Source organism: Ruegeria sp. B10, from assembly GCF_056539825.1.
Genome location: NZ_JBQFVP010000004.1, coordinates 270,200 through 286,333, shown reverse-complemented (window position 1 = coordinate 286,333; position 16,134 = coordinate 270,200). Strand labels below are relative to the sequence as shown.

The following is a 16,134-nucleotide window of genomic DNA, read 5'->3' as shown; positions in this document are numbered from 1 at the left end:
CAACCGGTTGCAAAATCAGTATCGTGTGAATCGATTCAACGCAAGGTCCAAACTTTGCCTACGACGTTACGCCGGAGGAACATCACGTGAGCGCTATGATCGAGGGCATCAAAGGAAATCGGTTTGCGGTTTTCGGTCGTGCCGGAATGGATATGTTTGCCGATCCAATCGGCGTCAAAAGCGAGGATGCCGACACTTTCCATGCCGATCTCGGCGGGTCCTCGGCCAATATTTGCGCGGGTCTGGTCAAGCTCGGCAGTCAGGCATCATTGGTTACGTCGGTCTCGGACGATGCAGTTGGTCGATTCTGTCTGAACCGCCTGCGGCACTACGGTGTCGACACCTCTTACATCCGCATTGTCGGCGGTGAATTCCGCATATCCCTGGCGATCTATGAAAGCCGGATCGAGAATTTTCAGAACGTTATCTACCGCAACGGAGCGGTCGATTTCCAAGTCACCGAAGAGGACATGGACCGGATCGATTATGCGGCATTTTCAGCCGTGATATCCGCCGGAACTGTCTTTGCAGCGGAACCATCGCGCAGCGCCACGTTTCGGGCTTTTGACAATGCCCGCGCCGCAGGGTTACCAATAATTTTCGATATCGACTATCGTCCTTATAGCTGGCCATCGCCCGAAGTGGCGGCCGACGTCCTGTCCCGGGCCGGAGAGGCCAGCGACTTGATTGTCGGCAATGACGAGGAATTCGGCTTCATGGCCGGCGGTATCGAAAAAGGGTTCGCAAAGGCCAAGGAATTGGCCGAAAAGCCGGGCCGCATCGTGATATACAAGATGGGTGAAAAAGGTGCCGTCACGATGATGGACGGTCATGAGATTCACACGGGCATCTACCCGGTTACCGCAGTCAAACCTAACGGAGCAGGGGATAGCTTTATGGCAGGTTTGCTGGCCTCAGTCGCCGCAGGCTATTCGCTAGAAGAAGCCGTCATGCGCGGATCGGCTTGCGCCTCCATCGTGGTTTCGAAACCCGGATGCGCCCCCGCCATGCCCACAACACCCGAGCTGGATGCGTTTCTGGCCGACCACCCCGGCCCGACCACATAGGAGGCCCCCATGCATATCGCGCCCCATGACAACCAAAACAAAGCAATCGTCGATGTCGACGATCCGCTGGTTCCACTAAACTATTTCAACATCGTCAAACTCAAGCACGGAGAGGCGTTCGAATACCAGGTACCGGGCTATGAGACCTGCATCGTCCCCGCCACCGGCTCCGTGGATGTGGACGTCGAAGGCGTGCAATTCGCCAAACTGGGCAACCGGGGCGAGGACGTGTGGGATGGTGAGCCAGAGGGCGTCTATGTCCCGGTTGGCGCCAAAACGCAGCTGGTCTGCGTGTCGGATGAGGCCGAGGTTTTCATCGCCGGGGCCAAGTATGACAAGGTTCTGGACCCGTTCGATGTGCGCGAGCATGACCTCGTGCAGTACGGCAGCGACGACACCAAAACGCATCGCAAGATCAAACATATCCTGGGGCAAAAACAAGAGGACAAGGTCGGTCGCCTGTTGGTGAGTGAGCTGTTCACCGTCGGCCAAGGAGGCTGGTCGGGCTTTCCCAGCCACAAACACGACACCAACCGCCTGCCGGATGAGACACGCCACGACGAGACCTATAACTTCCGTTTCAAACCCAATTGGGGCTCGGGCCTGCAGATGTTGCAGCGCGAAGACAACGAACCGGGGGATGCCTATCACATCGTCGATGGCTCGACCGTTTGTATCGACAAGGGCTATCATCCCTGCTGCGTGTTGCCGGGATATGAGATGTATTATTTCACCATCCTCGGCGGGCTGACGCAGCGCCCATTGGTGCAGTATTTCCAACCCACCCATGCCTATCAGGTCGAGACGATTCCGGGCATCAAAGACATGATCGCGAAGTTTAAATGACCCTTGTCACCCTGAAAGACGTCCTGCAGCCGGCCTATGAACAGGGCTATGCCGTCGGCGGTTTGGTAACCCTCGGCTGGGAGGACATGCGCGCCTATGTGGCCGCTGCCGAGGCCGAAAACGCGCCGGTCATCCTGCAAGCCGGTCCTAGCTGTCGCGAACACACGCCCCTGCCCATCCTTGGCAAAATGTTCCGCCATCTGGCCGAGGGGGCCTCAGTCCCTGTGGTCGCGCATCTGGACCATGGGTACACGTATGAGGACTGCAAGATCGCGCTGGACAGTGGTTTTACGTCGCTGATGTTCGACGGGTCGCGCAAACCGTTGCAGCAGAATATAGACGAGACCGCCGCGATTGCCGAAATGGCCCACGCGGCCGGGGTTTCCTGCGAAGGAGAGATCGGGTTCGTGGGCTACTCCGACGGCGAAGGCTCGAACGGAACTGACCCCGTGGAGGCCGCCCAATTCGCCCGTGAAACAGGCGTGGATGCGATGGCGATCTCTGTTGGCAATGTCCACCTGCAGCAGAACAAGGAAGGCGGTCTTGACGAAGACCGCATCGCCCGGATCGACGCGCTGACCGAAGTTCCGCTGGTGATCCACGGAGGCTCAGGCGTGCCGGTCGAACAGCGCACGCGCTTGGCCCAAGGGACCTCGATCTGCAAATTCAACATCGGGACCGAGCTGCGCATGGCCTTTGGCAACGCCCTGCGCGACGCCGTGAATAGCGACCCCGAACGGTTCGACCGCGTTACCATCCTTAAAGAGACCCAAGACCCAGTCGAAGCCGCCGCCCGCACCGTGATCCGCGCCTTTGGGGCACCGCCTCAGAGATAGCGAGAACTAAATATGATTGGCTTCATCTTTTAGCCTGTTTGGCCAGATAGATTGCCTGTATCGGAAACAATATGTGAACTTTTGGGTGAAGCAGACCTTCGGCCAGCGCCTGGCGAAACAGGAAGAGGAGCTCAACTTGCTCCTTCGAAAAGTTACAGCAAAGGGCCGTATTCGGGTCATAAGTCGAAAGCACACACAGCTTCAGGGTGAACTTGCGCTGAAGCTGCACACTGTAGTGATGAGAATCTAAGTGCTCTCGAATGCTGGTCTTAACCAAGACCACAGAATAGCAAAGGCTCATCTAGAAATGGGCTTGAAGGGTACTAAGCAGTATGCACGGAAGTTGGTTAATATTCTTGCTCGCGCTGTTTGTGGTGGTTCGTCCAGCATTTGCAGAGGGGATCACACTCTATTGCACAGAGCAGCACATAGTTGGCTTGCAGCTAGAAGGTAGCGACTGGCTGCCTACCTACGGAGACAATGATTTTGGACGGCGATATGCCATTCGCTTCAATAGTTCCATGTCGGAAATGTCCGGTGTGCAGGGTAGTGAAACTCTTTACTCGTGCGAGAAGTACTTCCCGACTAAAGCACCAGACGTGGTGACATGCACCAATCCACTCGTTGCAACTATGGTTTTTAGTTTCTCGACGGATAATAATCGGTTCCTTGTGAGCTTTGTTAGCCCTGGCGGTTGGCTAGGCGAGGACACAGCTAGAGAAGACGGTAAAGAGCTGCTGACAGACCATCTGATTATGGGTGAATGCCAAGCTTTCTGACCAAGCACAAAATCCGCTCCAGCCATTCTTCATAGTCGAAACTGGCGTTTTTTATCTTGTTGATCAGCGCTATAGCACGACTAGTTTCAGGGGCGAGCCCCTACTTCAATCTGATCAATGTCATTTTTTGGCGCTCGCCCGAAAACCGCCGTTGGCGTTGCGTCAGACAGCGGCTGCAACGTCCGCTCTGGTTCCCCTCGATGAAGCCGTTTTGAGCGACAGGTTTCGGCGAAGCTGTGTTTATTTACCAAAATACTTGTCTAAAATAGCTAGCCAGTGCTTCTTCGAGATTTCTGGCAACAGCAGGTCAATTGGTTGGCCAATACCGAACGTTCAAATTAAGGGGCGCTTCAAACTAGATCGAGCCGCCCTCGACCATGAAATTCCCGGCGCTGCACATGGCGGCGTCGTCTGAGGCCAGAAATACCACCATCCGCGCCACGTAGACCGGGTCGATCGGGTCCGGCAGGCATTGGCGGTCAACCTGTTTTGCCAGCGCCTCGGGCGTGACCCACAGGTCTTTCTGGCGCTGGGTCATGATCCAGCCGGGGACAACAGTGTTTACGCGGATCCGGTGATCCCCCAGCTCGCGCGCCATGGTTCGGGTGAGGCCATGAACCGCAGATTTGGCGGTGGCGTAGGCAGGGAAACCTGCGCCGGCCTCCCACCAGGAATTCGACCCCAGATTGACTATGGAACCCGCACCCCGTTCGATCATTGCGGGGGCAACCGTCTGAATGGCAAAGAACATATGGCGGATATTGGTCGCCATGCGTTCATCCCAATAGTCCGCTGTAACCTCGCGCCAGTCATGTCGGTCATCTTGTGCTGCGTTGTTGACCAGAACATGCGCTGCGCCCAGTTCCTCGGTCAGTTGCTCCAGCGCATCGCGCAGCGCATCGATATCGCGTAGATCGCATTGGGCAAAGGCATGCTCACCTTCGAGTTCTGCCAACAGCTCATGGCCCGCATCCGCGTTGAGGTCCAGAAACCCCACCTTGGCCCCCTGTTCAGCAAAGGCCCGAACCGTTTCCGCTCCGATTCCTCCAGCACCGCCGGTGATGAAAACGGTCTTGCCGTTCAGACTGGGATAAGTGGCAAATTCTCGGGTCATCCGTCACGCTCCATAATCCACTCGACCTCGGGGGCCGCGACAAAGCGCCATTTCCGCAAAGGTCCGGCCATGACGTTCAGATAGTACATCTCAAACCCAAAGGGCGCTCCGCAAGGGTGGTGGCCGCGCGGAACGGTCACAACATCGCCATCCGAGACCGCCATCGTTTCATCCAGCTGGCCGTCATCGGTATAGACGCGCTGAATTCCGAACCCGTTGGCCGGGTTGAGGCGGTGGTAATAGGTTTCCTCGAGATAGGTAATGCGCGGGAAGTCATCCTCATCATGGCGGTGACTGGGGTATGAGGACCAATGGCCGTTCGGGGTGAACACCTCGGTCACCAGCAAGCTATCGGCGTAGTCTTCATTCTCCATCGCGATATTGTTGATATGGCGTGTGTTCACGCCCTTGCCGCGCTGGGTCAGAGTGATGCCATCCGGCCCAATCCGCCGGGCCTGATGCCCGCCTTTGCCGGGGGCCGAGCAGACGGCGATGACGCAATCGGTTTCGGCCACGGCCTCCCATTCGGTGCCGTTGGGCAGGTAGAGGCAATGAGGCGGTGATTTCTCGAACACATTCATCCGGTCGCCCAGAACGCCCCAATCCTGCCCGGCGCCGGAGATCTGCGCCTTGCCTTCGACCATGACCAGAATGACCTCACGATCTCCAGTGACCTCGGTCGCCTTGTCGCCCGCACGCAGGTGGTAGAGGCCGAACCCGACATAACGCCACCCTGCGCTGGCCGGAGTGATGTCGTGGACCTTGCCACGGGTGCCGAATGGTTTCTTGAGCAAATCTGCCATGTTGGTCTCCGGTATTGGGCGGTCTATGCAACCGCCCGGTTCTTATTTCAGGCGGATTGCCGTTTGGTCAGCGCCGAAAGCGCATTCGAAAGCTGCGCCTCGGACCACCCCTCGGCCACAGCGCGGCGCAGGATATCCGCCTGACTGTCCGGCGCATTCCCCCCGACCGGAGGGTCCGTGTCGAGATTGGTCGGAAAAGGATAGCCCTCGGCAGTTGCGGCGATCGCGGCCTCTAGCTGTGTCGCGGTCAGGTCGCCCCGCTGTTTCAAGGTGATGAGCGACGGAAACACCGCCTCGGACATCGCGCGGCGATCCACGGCCTCCATCGCCCGACCAAAGGCCGAGGACACCTGAAGCAGGTTTGCCATGCGATGAATGTCCGCGCTGCGGTTTTCGCCCGCTGCATGGAACAGCGCAGGGTTGAAGAACACGGCATCACCTTTTTGCAAAGGCAGCTGTACGTAGTTCTCTTCGAAATGCGCGCGGTGCTCCGTGTCGTGGAAGGCAAGATATCCGGGCGCATAAAGCTGCGAGAACGGAAGCAGCTTGGTTGGGCCGGACTCTACCGGCATATCGCAATGCGCTACAGCGCCCTGCAATGTCAGAGCTGCCGTTAGAAAATGCGCGTGCGCGGGATAGCGTGCTGCGCTGTCTGCCGTCTGAAACCCAAGATGATAGTCACGATGCGCTTGCTGTGCCTGCCCGCCGGGACGCACCTGGTTGATCTGAGCCGTGACCTGATAGTTCGGGCCAAGCCAAGCCTCACACGCGGCGGCAATCGAGGTGTTTCCGAAATAGAGAGCGAAGCCCTCGGGATCGCGCAGGCACTGTTTCTGCAACGCGTTCCAGATCCGGTCATTGGCCCCAGAGGCCGCAAAGTGGTCGCCCTCACCCCCACCGCCCTGACGTTCGTCTTCGATGATCTGGCGGAATACATCTGTGGCCCGGTCGATCACACTCGTGTCCGGATACGCCTGTTTCAGGGCGATGACGCCTGCGGATTTGGCAAGAACCCAAGCCCATTCGGCCAGCAAGGCCTGCCGCTTGTCTGCTTGCCCTAGTAGCGGTCGCAAAGCCTGCATGTCATAGACGGGCACATTGTTTTCTACGGACGCAGCAAATGGCACCGCGTCCGTCGAAAGGGCTTGCGAGGTCAACACCTTGAATTCATCCAGATCACAGGATTCCCGGTCAAAATAGCCGATGTATCCGAGGTCTTGATTTACCATGACTTTCTCCTTTCTCATGGCTTCGGTGTTGCCCCTTGGGGCGGTGTGCTAAGCGGTGATCTCCAATCCTGCCTTGCCGCAGACGTCAACGATATGGTCGTAGCCTTTTTTGGAGTACTCATAGGGCGGCGCTTTGGCCGGGTCCTGTTCTGCCTCAACGACGATCCAACCGTCATAGTTCATCGCTTTCAGCGCATTTGCGACCGCCTGAAAATCAATGCAGCCGTCACTGGGCACCGTGAACGCGCCTGCAATCACGGCGTCCAGGAAACTGCGGTTGTTTTCCCGCACGTCCCGTACGATGGCGGGGCGAATATCCTTGAAATGCACGTGATGCACACGGTCGCCCCAGCGGTTCAGGGTCGCCATCACGTCACCTCCTCCAAACAGCAGGTGGCCGGTGTCAAAGCACAGCTTCACCTCGGGGCCTGAACCCTCCATCAACCAGTTCACGTCATCTTCGCTTTCAATGATCGTGCCCATGTGGTGGTGATAGGCCATTGGCATGCCCTGATCACCCATCCATTTTGCCAGTTCGGTCAGCTTGACCGCGTAGGACAGCACGTCATCCTTCGACAGTTTCGGGCGGTCATTGACCGGCGTCCCGATCTGGCCCTGAACGGTGTTGGAGCATTCGGCATAAACGATACACGGGCTGTTCAACGCCACAAACTGTTCTACCTGTTCGCGAACGGCGTCTCGTTCCGTCGCAAAGTCATTGACCAACGACGCACCGGAACACCAGCCGCCACAAAGCGCGATATCGTTGCCCTCAAGGTAGGCACGCAGCCCCTCGGTATCGCTGGGCATCCGCTGACCCCGTTCGACGCCGGTGTAACCAATCTGACGCGACTCCTGCAGCGCTTGTTCCATGGTGTATGCCGCCGTCAGGTCCGGCAGATCGTCATTCTGCCACGCGATCGGAGAGATCCCGATTTTCACGCTCATTTCGTGTTTCTTTCCTTGATGGCAACCTCATAGGCCGCGCGTTTTTCATTCACTTCGGGGCGGGTGCTGACCTCGGGCACCGCGACTTCCCACCACGTGCCGCCATATTCGGTCGAGGGGTAAGGATCGGTGTCGATGACCACCACGTAAGGCCCTGTGATGTCGCCGCGTTTAGCCAACGCGTCCTCAAGCTCGGCAATCGAGCTGACCTTGGCCGAGGTCGCGCCCATTGCCGCCGCATGTGCCGCGAAATCGATGTTCGAGGCAGTTTCATGGACAGTGTGATCAAGCAGGTTGTTAAATTCGGCCCCGCCGGTGCCCATTTGCAGCCGATTGATACAGCCAAAGCCCCGGTTGTCGGTGATCACAACGGTGAAGGACACGCCCATCATCGCCGCCGTCGCCATTTCCGAGTTCGCCATCATGTAGGTGCCGTCGCCCGTAAAGCAGATCACGTCGCGATCCGGTTGGGCCATCTTGATGCCCATGGCGCCTGCGATCTCATAGCCCATGCAACTGAACCCGTATTCCATGTGATAGGCCCCGGGTCGCGGCGCTTTCCACAGCTTGTGCAGCTCACCCGGCATTGTGCCAGCGGCGCACATCACCACCGTGTCGTCATGCGAGGCACGCTGTACCGCACCCACCACCTGCATATCAGTGGGCAGAGCGTTCCCGTCACCCGGCGCGTCGGTCAGCGCGTCAACCTTGCCAAACCAATCCGCTTTGAGTGTGTCGGCCACAGGATCAGCATTGTAGCCCTGCAGCGCGGTGCCCAGCTCCTGCAAGCCAACGCGCGCGTCGGATTGCAACGGCATCGCGCCGTGTTTCTCAGCATCATAGGCGGCTGTGTTGAGGCAGATCATCTCGCGCGCTGGGTTTGAAAACAGGCCCCACGAGCCGGTCGTGAAATCCTGCAAGCGCGTACCAACGGCCAGCACCAGATCGGCCTCCGCGCAGATGTCATTGGCCGGCTCACCGCCCGTCACACCAATCGGACCCAGGTTAAGAGGATGATCCCAGGCCAAGGAGGATTTGCCGGCCTGCGTCTCGGTGATCGGGATATTGTGTGTCTCAGCAAAGCTCTGCAAGGCGTCGGTTGCATCCGAGTAATGCACCCCACCGCCTGCGACAATGACTGGTCGTTTGGCCGCTGAAATTGCGGCTACGGCGCGCGCCAGCTCGCCTTCGTCCGGGCGAATACGGCGTTGGAACCACACGCGCGGTTCAAAGAAGCTTTCGGGATAGTCATAGGCCTCGGCCTGCACGTCCTGACAGAAAGCCAAAGTGACCGGCCCGCAATCCGCCGGATCTGTCATCGTGCGGAAAGCACGCGGCAGAGCGGTCAGCAGATGCTCGGGGCGCGAAATACGGTCATAGTAGCGGCTGACTGGGCGGAAACAGTCATTTGCGCTGATGGTGCCATCGCCAAAACTCTCGATCTGTTGCAACACCGGGTCCGGCCCGCGCGAGGCGAAGGCGTCGCCCGGCAGCAGAAGAACCGGCAGGCGGTTCACATGGGCCAGCGCAGCAGCGGTGACCATATTGGTCGCGCCCGGCCCGATGGACGAGGTCACCGCCATCGCCCGTGTGCGCCGCATCTGTTTGGCATATGCAATCGCGCAATGCGCCATCGTCTGTTCATTGTGGCCGCGATAGGTTGGCAGCGTGTCTTTGACACCATGCAGCGCCTCACCCAGCCCGGCCACATTGCCATGGCCGAAAATGGCCCAGACACCTGCGATGAAAGGCTCTCCGGCCTCATTCATCTGGGCACCCAGATAGCGCACCAAAGCTTGCGCTGCGGTCAGTCGGACGGTCTTGCCCATTGTGATCCCTTTCAACACAAGGCCATTCCGGCCAGTTCTGCGATTTCGTTGGATGTCGGACCGAATGGTCCCGTTTTGGGGGAACGGCGTTAAACCGTTCCGCCCAGTGACCCTTCCAATTGGGCCAATTCCTGTCCTCCCGCCATCAGGTCCTGTAGTTCTTCAGGTGTGATCTCGCCGCGTTTTGCGGTGCCCAGCGTTTTGCCCCGGTTCAGCACGGTAAAGCGGTCGCCGACGGCCAGCGCGTGGCGCACGTTGTGGCTGATGAAAACCACTCCGACGCCTTGGCTGCGCACCTTGTCGATGGTCGCTAGCACGTTCGAAGTTTGCCGCACCCCAAGGGCCGAGGTCGGCTCGTCCAAAATCAAGATCTTGGCGCCGAAATGAACGGCGCGCGCAATCGCAACCGTCTGGCGTTCCCCTCCAGACAGGGTGCCCACAGCCTGATCAGGGCCACGCAGATTGATGCCCATCTTGCGCATCTCTTCCATAGTGATTTCGTCAGCCAGCTTCTTATCGAAGAAGCTGATTCCGGCCACTTTGCGCGTAGGTTCGTTGCCCATGAAGAAATTGCGGCTGACACTCATCAGCGGGATCATGGCCAAATGCTGATGCACTGTTGCGATCCCCGCTGAAATAGCATCGCGCGGGTCTTCAAAATGCATCGGCTTGTCTTCGAAGAAAATCTCGCCCGAAGTTGGTTTGTGAACGCCCGACATCGTCTTAATGAAGGTCGATTTGCCTGCACCATTGTCGCCGAGAAGACAGTGGCATTCCCCCGGTTTAAGATCAAAGCTGACGCCTGCCAGCGCAATCACCGAGCCGAAGTGTTTCTGGATGTCGACCATACGAATGATCGGCTTGCTATCCTGCACGTCCCCATGGTGGAACTTGGTATCGTCAGTCATCTCAGTGTTCTCCTGTGATGATGCGGCGGATATAGGTGTTCAGGATTACGGCACCCAACAGGATGATCCCCAAGAAGACCCTAAACAATGAGCTTTCAACGCCAGCAAAGAACAGCCCCTGCTGTACCACGCCAAAAATCAAAGCGCCTAAAGCAGCCCCCAGAACCGAGCCATATCCGCCGGTCAGCAGCGCGCCGCCAATTACAACCGCAATAATCGCTTCAAACTCCTTGAGCAAACCGCGGTCTGCACCAGCCGAGCCGAACTCCATAACCTGACAGGTGGCGAAGACCGTGGCGCAGAAGGCGGTGAACATGAACATCAGTATTTTGACTTTGTTCACTGGCACGCCTGAATTCCGCGCTGCCTCGGCGTCGCCACCCGCTGCGAAAATCCAGTTGCCAAACTTGGTTTTAGTAAGCAGCACGTGACCAAAAATAATGATACCAATGGCCCAGACAATCAGCATGGGAATACCGTCAACAACAGGCTGGCCCGCGCGCGTTCCACGCTCGAACGTTTCGATCAAACCGTTTTCGCCAAGCCAAGTGAAGAACCCTTGTCCGACTTTGCCACCGAAGATCGACGCCAGCCAGTCACCCTCCGCGACGTCTTTGATGCCGCCAATGATCGTCTTCCGCTCAATGGTTTGCGGCAGATAAATGGTGAAGCCGCGCAGGATAAACAGAAAGGCCAAAGTCACGATAAAGCTGGGCAGGCCAGTTCGCACCACGATAAAACCGTTCAAGGCCCCAATCGACACACAGAGCGCAAACGTCACAATGATAGCCATCCACACGGGCCAACTGAGTGTGACTGAGAAGATCGCGATCATCATCCCGGCAAAGCCGATCATCGAACCGACCGATAAGTCAAATTCGCCTGCGATCATGAGCAGGCACGCCCCTACGGCAATGATCATGAACTGCGCCGAAACGATTGACCAGTTCAGCACACCCTGACTGGTAAACATGCCACTATCGAAGGCAAACAACAGAAAAAACGTGAATACGGCGACGGTGCCGACAATTCCACCCAGCTCAGGGCGGATCAGAGCACGGCGCAGCGGCGAGATCTCTTTGATCCGTTCATCTTCAACTGCCGTGGATTGAGCTGACTCAGACATTGTGGTCCTCCCCTCGCGGGTGATCCAGAAAAAATGGAAGTAGGTCTGAGCGGGCGCCTTAGCACGCCCGCTCAGCTAGGAAGATCAGCGGTATTCACCTGCGAATTCTTCGATTTTCTCCAGGCCGTCCGCGGTCACGAAACCGGGGCCAGAGTTGATGTTGTTGCCAGGCAGAACGCCGTAACGGTGGTAGTTAGTCAGAACAACAACCGGCAGGTAGGCCTGCAGGAACGGCTGCTGGTCGATTCCCCACTGAATGGTACCGTCCTTGATGGCTTTGACAATCTCGCCACCCAGATCGAACGTACCGAAATAAATGTCACCGGCCATGCCGTTCTCTTGAAGCGCCAAGATGGTTGGATCGGCAGAGGTCGGGCCAAGCGTCAAAACAGCGTCCGTCTCTGGGTTAGCCGACAGGTAGGCCAGAACGCGGTTTTTAATCTCCGCCGGATCCTGTCCCGCGTCGATCATCTGTTCACCAAGTTCAATACCCAGACCGTCCGCGAAGCCCTGGCAACGCTCTTGGCTGGATGGCTGGACTATGTAGTGGTTCACACAAAGGAAAGAGCCAATGCCGTCACCTTTCGCACGAAGACCAGCCGCGTAACCAGCGTCATATTCGGGTTGCCCGACATACATCAGGGCACCAACTTCGCGTGCCTTATCGGGTGTCCCAGTGTTCATAATGATCACGTCGATCCCGGAATCTACAGCCGCTTTGATTGGGCCTTCGAGAATATCCGGGTCAGCCAACGTGGTGATGATACCGTTGGGACCAGAGGCCGCAGCCTGATCGATGATGCGCGCCATATCCGCAAGGTCACCAGTAGGCGGGTTGCGATATTCCACCTCGACACCCATCTGCTCACCAGCCAGAGCGATACCGTTCTTGATCGTGTTCCACCAGCTGTCACTGTCTGGGGCATGGCTGACCAGGATGTACTTTTCGCCTTCAGCCGCGGCACCGCTTGCGGCCGCCACCGCGACAGCACTGGCCATCAGTACTCGTTTCACAAACTTGTTCATTTGGTTTCCTCCCATAAAACCGTCTGTTTTCGTCCTAGGCTATCAGCTCCATTTATTCGGTTGGGCCGAATCTGTATTGCCCGGGTCTGTATCCGAGCTGTTTTCAGTTTGAAGAAATTCAATCATTTTGCAACCGGTTTCAAAACTTCAGCCAGATGAACCGGCCTACCAGACTGCGCCGACAGCGTTGCCGCCTCGGCCATGGCGAGGGCTGCAACCCCATCTTCCAGCGAGACCGGAACCTGCGCGCCCGAGGCCGCTGTCACCACAAAAGCGGCCCACTCGGCCTGATAGGCCGGCATGTAGCGTTCCAAAAAGAAATAGGTAGGTTTGGCGCCGACAACGCCAGCAGAGGTCGATTTGACAACCGTGTTTTCCAGCATGTTCTGCGCTTGCAGAAGACCTTCGGAACCCAGCAACTCGACCCGCTGATCATAGCCATAGACCGCACGGCGTGAATTCTTGATGGCCGCGATACGACCATCCGCGTAAGTCATTGTGACAACGGCGGTATCCACGTCTCCGGCTGCGCCGATTTCTGGGTCGACGATCGACGACCCGACAGCGGAAATCGTTGTCGGGACCTCTCCCATCAGAAAATTCGCCATGTCGAAATCGTGGATCATCATGTCCCGGAACAGGCCACCTGAAACCTTGACATAGCTCAACGGCGGCGGAGCTGGGTCAAACGAGGTGATGGACAGCAATTCGGCCTTGCCGATGTCGCCTGTATCCACAGCTGCTTTCAATGCCGAAAAGCTGGGATCAAACCGACGGTTGAAACCAATCATCACGGGCTGACCATGGGCCGCAACCGACTGCTGGCAAGAAATGGCGCGCTGAAGGTCCAGATCGACGGGTTTTTCGCACAAAACAGCTTTACCCGCCGCTGTTGCGGCTTCGATCAGGTCTGAATGCGTGTCTGTCGGCGTCGCGATCAGCACAGCGTCAATTTCTGGGTCCGCTATGATCTGGTCCGAGGTTCGAACCTCAGCGCCGTGGTCACTGGCCAGATCCTCTGCCGCCTGAGCCATGGCATCCGAGACCGCGCATAGCACACTGCCCGGATGGGCTGATATCGCCCGCGCATGCACCCGCCCGATCCGTCCGGCGCCCAGCAATCCAACCTTCAACATCCAAACCCTCGAATCCTGTTCTGTGGCGTAACAATGGATTTTTTTGCAACCGGTTGCAATAGTTTTATCATCGGTCCTCCGATCAAGGTCTGCGGGCGATGCAGTCGTCACCTCAACAACAATTGAATACGCGAAGCCTAAATAAGCCTGACGCTCAAGATGACGTGAATTGGTCGGGGTCGAGAACCACCCTAGGGTGCGCCGCAAATGGTCTGTTCAGGCCGCTCAAAGCAACAGCAATCATGACGGGTACTAGATGGTTCTGCGTAGTTTCTTTTCGGTCGACAGCGAAAACATGATGGTAACGTCTAGCCCCAGCGCGGGGATTGTAGGCACGCCAATCCGCAACAACTCAGACACGCCGAACGGTACTGTTTTCCAATATACGGCGGGCGGCGGAACCACGGTCACTGTAGATGACACCTCGGGCAATCCAGATGTGTTCGAAGATGATCAGGCCTTTGGTCACACAGTCACCGATGGCGGTGGCATCGTGGCCAATGGTACTCCTGTGGAATCCGAATCCTTCATCGACATTCGGCAACTTGACGAAAACGGTCTAGAAACCGGACCTGTCATCCGGCTGTATGTCTTTTCGCAAAACGGCGTGACCTCAGATGTCTGGGGTTTCGCGGCCTCGGAACGGCTGATAGATGGGGCGTCCTACGTCAAGGTTGCGGGATCGAATACGGGGTCTTCGCTGTATTCGGACTATGTGGCTTGCTTTGCTGAGGACACATTGATCGAAACAGCCGACGGTTCGGTTCCCGTGCAGCAGATCCACGTCGGTCAAAAGGTCTGGACACGGGACAACGGCCTGCAGCCAGTTCTGTGGATCGGGAGCACATCCGTTCCGGCAACCGGGCGCTTTGCCCCTGTGGTCTTTGCCCCCAACACGCTGGGGAACCCGAGACAACTAGTCGTCTCGCAGCAGCACCGGATGATGATCGACACCAGCGTAGCCGAGCTTCTGTTTGGCGCGCCCCGCGCATTGGTGGCAGCCAAGTTCCTATGCGGCATGAACGGAGTATCGATTCGCGAAGGCGGGCATGTCAGCTATTGGCATATTATGTTCGATCAGCATCAGATCATCAGATCTGAAGGCGTCCTTAGCGAGAGTTTTTTCGTGACCCCGACTTCGATCGGAGCGCTGGATCGCCCGCAGCGCGCTGAAATAATGTCACTTTTCCCCGAGCTGCGGGTAAATTCCGACGCTTATGGGCCGACGGCTGCACCCATTCTGAAACCACATGAAGCGGCTGTTCTCAGGCCCCATCTATCCCGTTTGAACACCACAGGAGCCCGCGTAGCGGCACAGTAACTACGGGAATCCCCCAATTTCGCGCGCTGTGCGCATTTGTTAATCATTGGTTACTGATTTTCCTACCACTCAGTAACCCTCTAAAGAAGGGCTGGCGCGACCCCCTCAGCCAGCCCTTCTGAACCTTCCCCGCCAAAGCGAAGAACGGATCGGACAAGCCGCGTGTTTTTCTTGGGTGAAATGGCGATCCCTGAAGGACTCGAACCCTCAACCTGCTGATTAGAAGTCAGCTGCTCTATCCAGTTGAGCTAAGGGACCGCTGCGCCCTTCTTGCTGGTTTTAAGAGCGGGGTTCAAGGGCCAAGCGCATGAAGGCGCTGTTTGGATCGTCTTCATACCCATAGATCGGGCCGCAATAGGAATAACCCAGCGCCTCATAGAGCTTACGGGCAGCTGCATAATCTGGCAGATGCGCCGCACCCGTTTCGAGCACAAGTGCCTTTGTCCCCTCATTGGCTGCCAGATCGGCAAGGTATGCCATCATCACCCGCGCCAGACCGCGCCCACGTGCTGTTTCGACAACGTGCACCGATTTCACTTCGGCCGTACCATCGGGCAGGGTCTTCAACGCGCCGCAGCCCAAGGCGCGACCCTCTTCGAAAAGACCCCAGAAGCGGATGCCGTCACCCGACAAGGCCTCGGGCCCCATGGTATGATTGCTTTCCGCCGGACCGGCTTGTTCGCTATGGGCAAAATGCGCCTCAATCACGGGACGCAAGGCATCCGACATGGGGTCGGCCAGTCGAATTTCGATCATTTAGTGCGTCCAGGGGCTGCGACGGTCCGTTGCGAAATTCTCGCCATACCCACGCGGACGCAGGTTGGGCTTGCGCTTGTGCGGCTCGCTGACCTGTACGTCGATACCATTGTCCTTGGCGTAATCCAGCGCCTCTTCCTTGGTATCGAATTTCAGGCGCACCTGGGTCTGAGTGTCATCGGATGAGGTCCAGCCCATCAGCGGATCAACTTCACGCGAAGACGCAGGCGCATATTCCAAAACCCACTTGCGGGTCTTGGCCATGCCCGAGGTCATCGCATTCCGCGAAGGCTGGTAAATCCGTGCGCGCATCTCGCCTCTCCGTACTCACTTTGCTGGCTTTGTTTATGCGTCACACCATCCATTCGGACAAGTCCACAATTGTCGCAATTGCGTGCAATGGAAATGCC

General features: G+C 57.5%; 16 protein-coding genes and 1 tRNA gene. 5 read left to right on the top strand and 12 right to left on the bottom strand.

Translation table 11 applies throughout. The features are described 5' to 3' along the window. Nucleotides 1-95: 95 nt before the first annotated feature. From iolC to ACR0J4_RS07750, 4 genes are all read left to right on the top strand, one after another. Complete coding sequence (iolC, locus tag ACR0J4_RS07765; protein WP_170556601.1) at nt 96-1,067, top strand: 5-dehydro-2-deoxygluconokinase; 972 nt, start codon at nt 96-98, stop codon at nt 1,065-1,067. Nucleotides 1,068-1,076: 9 nt separating this feature from the next. Continuing rightward, the gene (locus tag ACR0J4_RS07760) at nt 1,077-1,913 is read left to right on the top strand and encodes a 5-deoxy-glucuronate isomerase (protein ID WP_170642838.1); all 837 of its coding nucleotides are present in this window, start codon (nt 1,077-1,079) and stop codon (nt 1,911-1,913) included. Continuing rightward, the gene (locus ACR0J4_RS07755; RefSeq protein ID WP_170642837.1) at nt 1,910-2,749 is read left to right on the top strand and encodes a class II fructose-bisphosphate aldolase; all 840 of its coding nucleotides are present in this window, start codon (nt 1,910-1,912) and stop codon (nt 2,747-2,749) included. Before ACR0J4_RS07760 ends, ACR0J4_RS07755 begins: the two co-directional genes overlap by 4 nt. Before the next feature lie 356 nt (nt 2,750-3,105). After that, nucleotides 3,106-3,528: a hypothetical protein gene (locus ACR0J4_RS07750; protein WP_170642836.1), complete on the top strand. Its 423-nt coding sequence runs from the start codon at nt 3,106-3,108 to the stop codon at nt 3,526-3,528. A 355-nt stretch (nt 3,529-3,883) separates the two neighbouring features. Here ACR0J4_RS07750 and ACR0J4_RS07745 read toward each other — a convergent pair whose 3' ends face one another. The 9 genes from ACR0J4_RS07745 to iolG form a co-directional block, all read right to left on the bottom strand. Beyond that, on the bottom strand, nt 3,884-4,642 hold the full coding sequence (locus tag ACR0J4_RS07745; protein WP_170642835.1) for an SDR family oxidoreductase: 759 nt from the start codon (nt 4,640-4,642) through the stop codon (nt 3,884-3,886). Further along, entirely contained in the window at nt 4,639-5,445 is an 807-nt protein-coding gene (iolB, locus tag ACR0J4_RS07740) for a 5-deoxy-glucuronate isomerase (RefSeq protein ID WP_170642834.1), read from the bottom strand. The genes ACR0J4_RS07745 and iolB overlap by 4 nt, the downstream gene beginning before the upstream one ends. Nucleotides 5,446-5,492: 47 nt before the next feature. After that, the gene (locus ACR0J4_RS07735) at nt 5,493-6,674 is read right to left on the bottom strand and encodes a phytanoyl-CoA dioxygenase family protein (protein WP_170642833.1); all 1,182 of its coding nucleotides are present in this window, start codon (nt 6,672-6,674) and stop codon (nt 5,493-5,495) included. Between the two features lie 48 nt (nt 6,675-6,722). After that, nucleotides 6,723-7,622 carry a myo-inosose-2 dehydratase gene (gene iolE, locus ACR0J4_RS07730; protein WP_170642832.1) on the bottom strand — a complete coding sequence of 300 codons (900 nt, stop codon included), beginning with the start codon at nt 7,620-7,622 and terminating at the stop codon, nt 6,723-6,725. Continuing rightward, a complete protein-coding gene (gene iolD / locus ACR0J4_RS07725) occupies nt 7,619-9,451 on the bottom strand; it encodes a 3D-(3,5/4)-trihydroxycyclohexane-1,2-dione acylhydrolase (decyclizing) (protein ID WP_170642831.1) in 1,833 nt (610 codons plus the stop codon). The genes iolE and iolD overlap by 4 nt, the downstream gene beginning before the upstream one ends. Nucleotides 9,452-9,540: 89 nt before the next feature. Further along, on the bottom strand, nt 9,541-10,359 hold the full coding sequence (locus tag ACR0J4_RS07720) for an ATP-binding cassette domain-containing protein (protein ID WP_170378783.1): 819 nt from the start codon (nt 10,357-10,359) through the stop codon (nt 9,541-9,543). Nucleotide 10,360: 1 nt separating this feature from the next. Continuing rightward, nucleotides 10,361-11,485 carry an ABC transporter permease gene (locus ACR0J4_RS07715; RefSeq protein WP_170378785.1) on the bottom strand — a complete coding sequence of 375 codons (1,125 nt, stop codon included), beginning with the start codon at nt 11,483-11,485 and terminating at the stop codon, nt 10,361-10,363. 84 nt (nt 11,486-11,569) lie between these two features. Then, the gene (locus ACR0J4_RS07710) at nt 11,570-12,511 is read right to left on the bottom strand and encodes a sugar ABC transporter substrate-binding protein (RefSeq protein ID WP_170378787.1); all 942 of its coding nucleotides are present in this window, start codon (nt 12,509-12,511) and stop codon (nt 11,570-11,572) included. 122 nt (nt 12,512-12,633) lie between these two features. Beyond that, on the bottom strand, nt 12,634-13,647 hold the full coding sequence (iolG, locus tag ACR0J4_RS07705) for an inositol 2-dehydrogenase (protein WP_170642830.1): 1,014 nt from the start codon (nt 13,645-13,647) through the stop codon (nt 12,634-12,636). 256 nt (nt 13,648-13,903) lie between these two features. Between iolG and ACR0J4_RS07700 the strand changes: the two genes are divergently transcribed. Beyond that, nucleotides 13,904-14,968: a Hint domain-containing protein gene (locus ACR0J4_RS07700; protein ID WP_170642829.1), complete on the top strand. Its 1,065-nt coding sequence runs from the start codon at nt 13,904-13,906 to the stop codon at nt 14,966-14,968. Nucleotides 14,969-15,149: 181 nt separating this feature from the next. Here ACR0J4_RS07700 and ACR0J4_RS07695 read toward each other — a convergent pair. From ACR0J4_RS07695 to ACR0J4_RS07685, 3 genes are all read right to left on the bottom strand, one after another. After that, nucleotides 15,150-15,226: transfer RNA gene (locus ACR0J4_RS07695), tRNA-Arg, on the bottom strand. Nucleotides 15,227-15,247: 21 nt separating this feature from the next. Next, nucleotides 15,248-15,724: a GNAT family N-acetyltransferase gene (locus tag ACR0J4_RS07690; RefSeq protein WP_170553323.1), complete on the bottom strand. Its 477-nt coding sequence runs from the start codon at nt 15,722-15,724 to the stop codon at nt 15,248-15,250. Then, on the bottom strand, nt 15,725-16,036 hold the full coding sequence (locus ACR0J4_RS07685; RefSeq protein ID WP_170378795.1) for an ETC complex I subunit: 312 nt from the start codon (nt 16,034-16,036) through the stop codon (nt 15,725-15,727). Nucleotides 16,037-16,134: the final 98 nt, after the last annotated feature.

Excerpts from the sequence above, each read along its gene's own strand:
- iolC (WP_170556601.1), top strand. The coding sequence starts at position 96 with ATGATCGAGGGCATCAAAGGAAATCGGTTTGCGGTTTTCGGTCGTGCC.
- ACR0J4_RS07760 (WP_170642838.1), top strand. The coding sequence starts at position 1,077 with ATGCATATCGCGCCCCATGACAACCAAAACAAAGCAATCGTCGATGTC.
- ACR0J4_RS07755 (WP_170642837.1), top strand. The coding sequence starts at position 1,910 with ATGACCCTTGTCACCCTGAAAGACGTCCTGCAGCCGGCCTATGAACAG.
- ACR0J4_RS07745 (WP_170642835.1), bottom strand. The coding sequence starts at position 4,642 with ATGACCCGAGAATTTGCCACTTATCCCAGTCTGAACGGCAAGACCGTT.
- iolB (WP_170642834.1), bottom strand. The coding sequence starts at position 5,445 with ATGGCAGATTTGCTCAAGAAACCATTCGGCACCCGTGGCAAGGTCCAC.
- ACR0J4_RS07735 (WP_170642833.1), bottom strand. The coding sequence starts at position 6,674 with ATGGTAAATCAAGACCTCGGATACATCGGCTATTTTGACCGGGAATCC.
- iolE (WP_170642832.1), bottom strand. The coding sequence starts at position 7,622 with ATGAGCGTGAAAATCGGGATCTCTCCGATCGCGTGGCAGAATGACGAT.
- iolD (WP_170642831.1), bottom strand. The coding sequence starts at position 9,451 with ATGGGCAAGACCGTCCGACTGACCGCAGCGCAAGCTTTGGTGCGCTAT.
- ACR0J4_RS07720 (WP_170378783.1), bottom strand. The coding sequence starts at position 10,359 with ATGACTGACGATACCAAGTTCCACCATGGGGACGTGCAGGATAGCAAG.
- ACR0J4_RS07715 (WP_170378785.1), bottom strand. The coding sequence starts at position 11,485 with ATGTCTGAGTCAGCTCAATCCACGGCAGTTGAAGATGAACGGATCAAA.
- ACR0J4_RS07710 (WP_170378787.1), bottom strand. The coding sequence starts at position 12,511 with ATGAACAAGTTTGTGAAACGAGTACTGATGGCCAGTGCTGTCGCGGTG.
- iolG (WP_170642830.1), bottom strand. The coding sequence starts at position 13,647 with ATGTTGAAGGTTGGATTGCTGGGCGCCGGACGGATCGGGCGGGTGCAT.
- ACR0J4_RS07700 (WP_170642829.1), top strand. The coding sequence starts at position 13,904 with ATGGTTCTGCGTAGTTTCTTTTCGGTCGACAGCGAAAACATGATGGTA.
- ACR0J4_RS07690 (WP_170553323.1), bottom strand. The coding sequence starts at position 15,724 with ATGATCGAAATTCGACTGGCCGACCCCATGTCGGATGCCTTGCGTCCC.
- ACR0J4_RS07685 (WP_170378795.1), bottom strand. The coding sequence starts at position 16,036 with ATGCGCGCACGGATTTACCAGCCTTCGCGGAATGCGATGACCTCGGGC.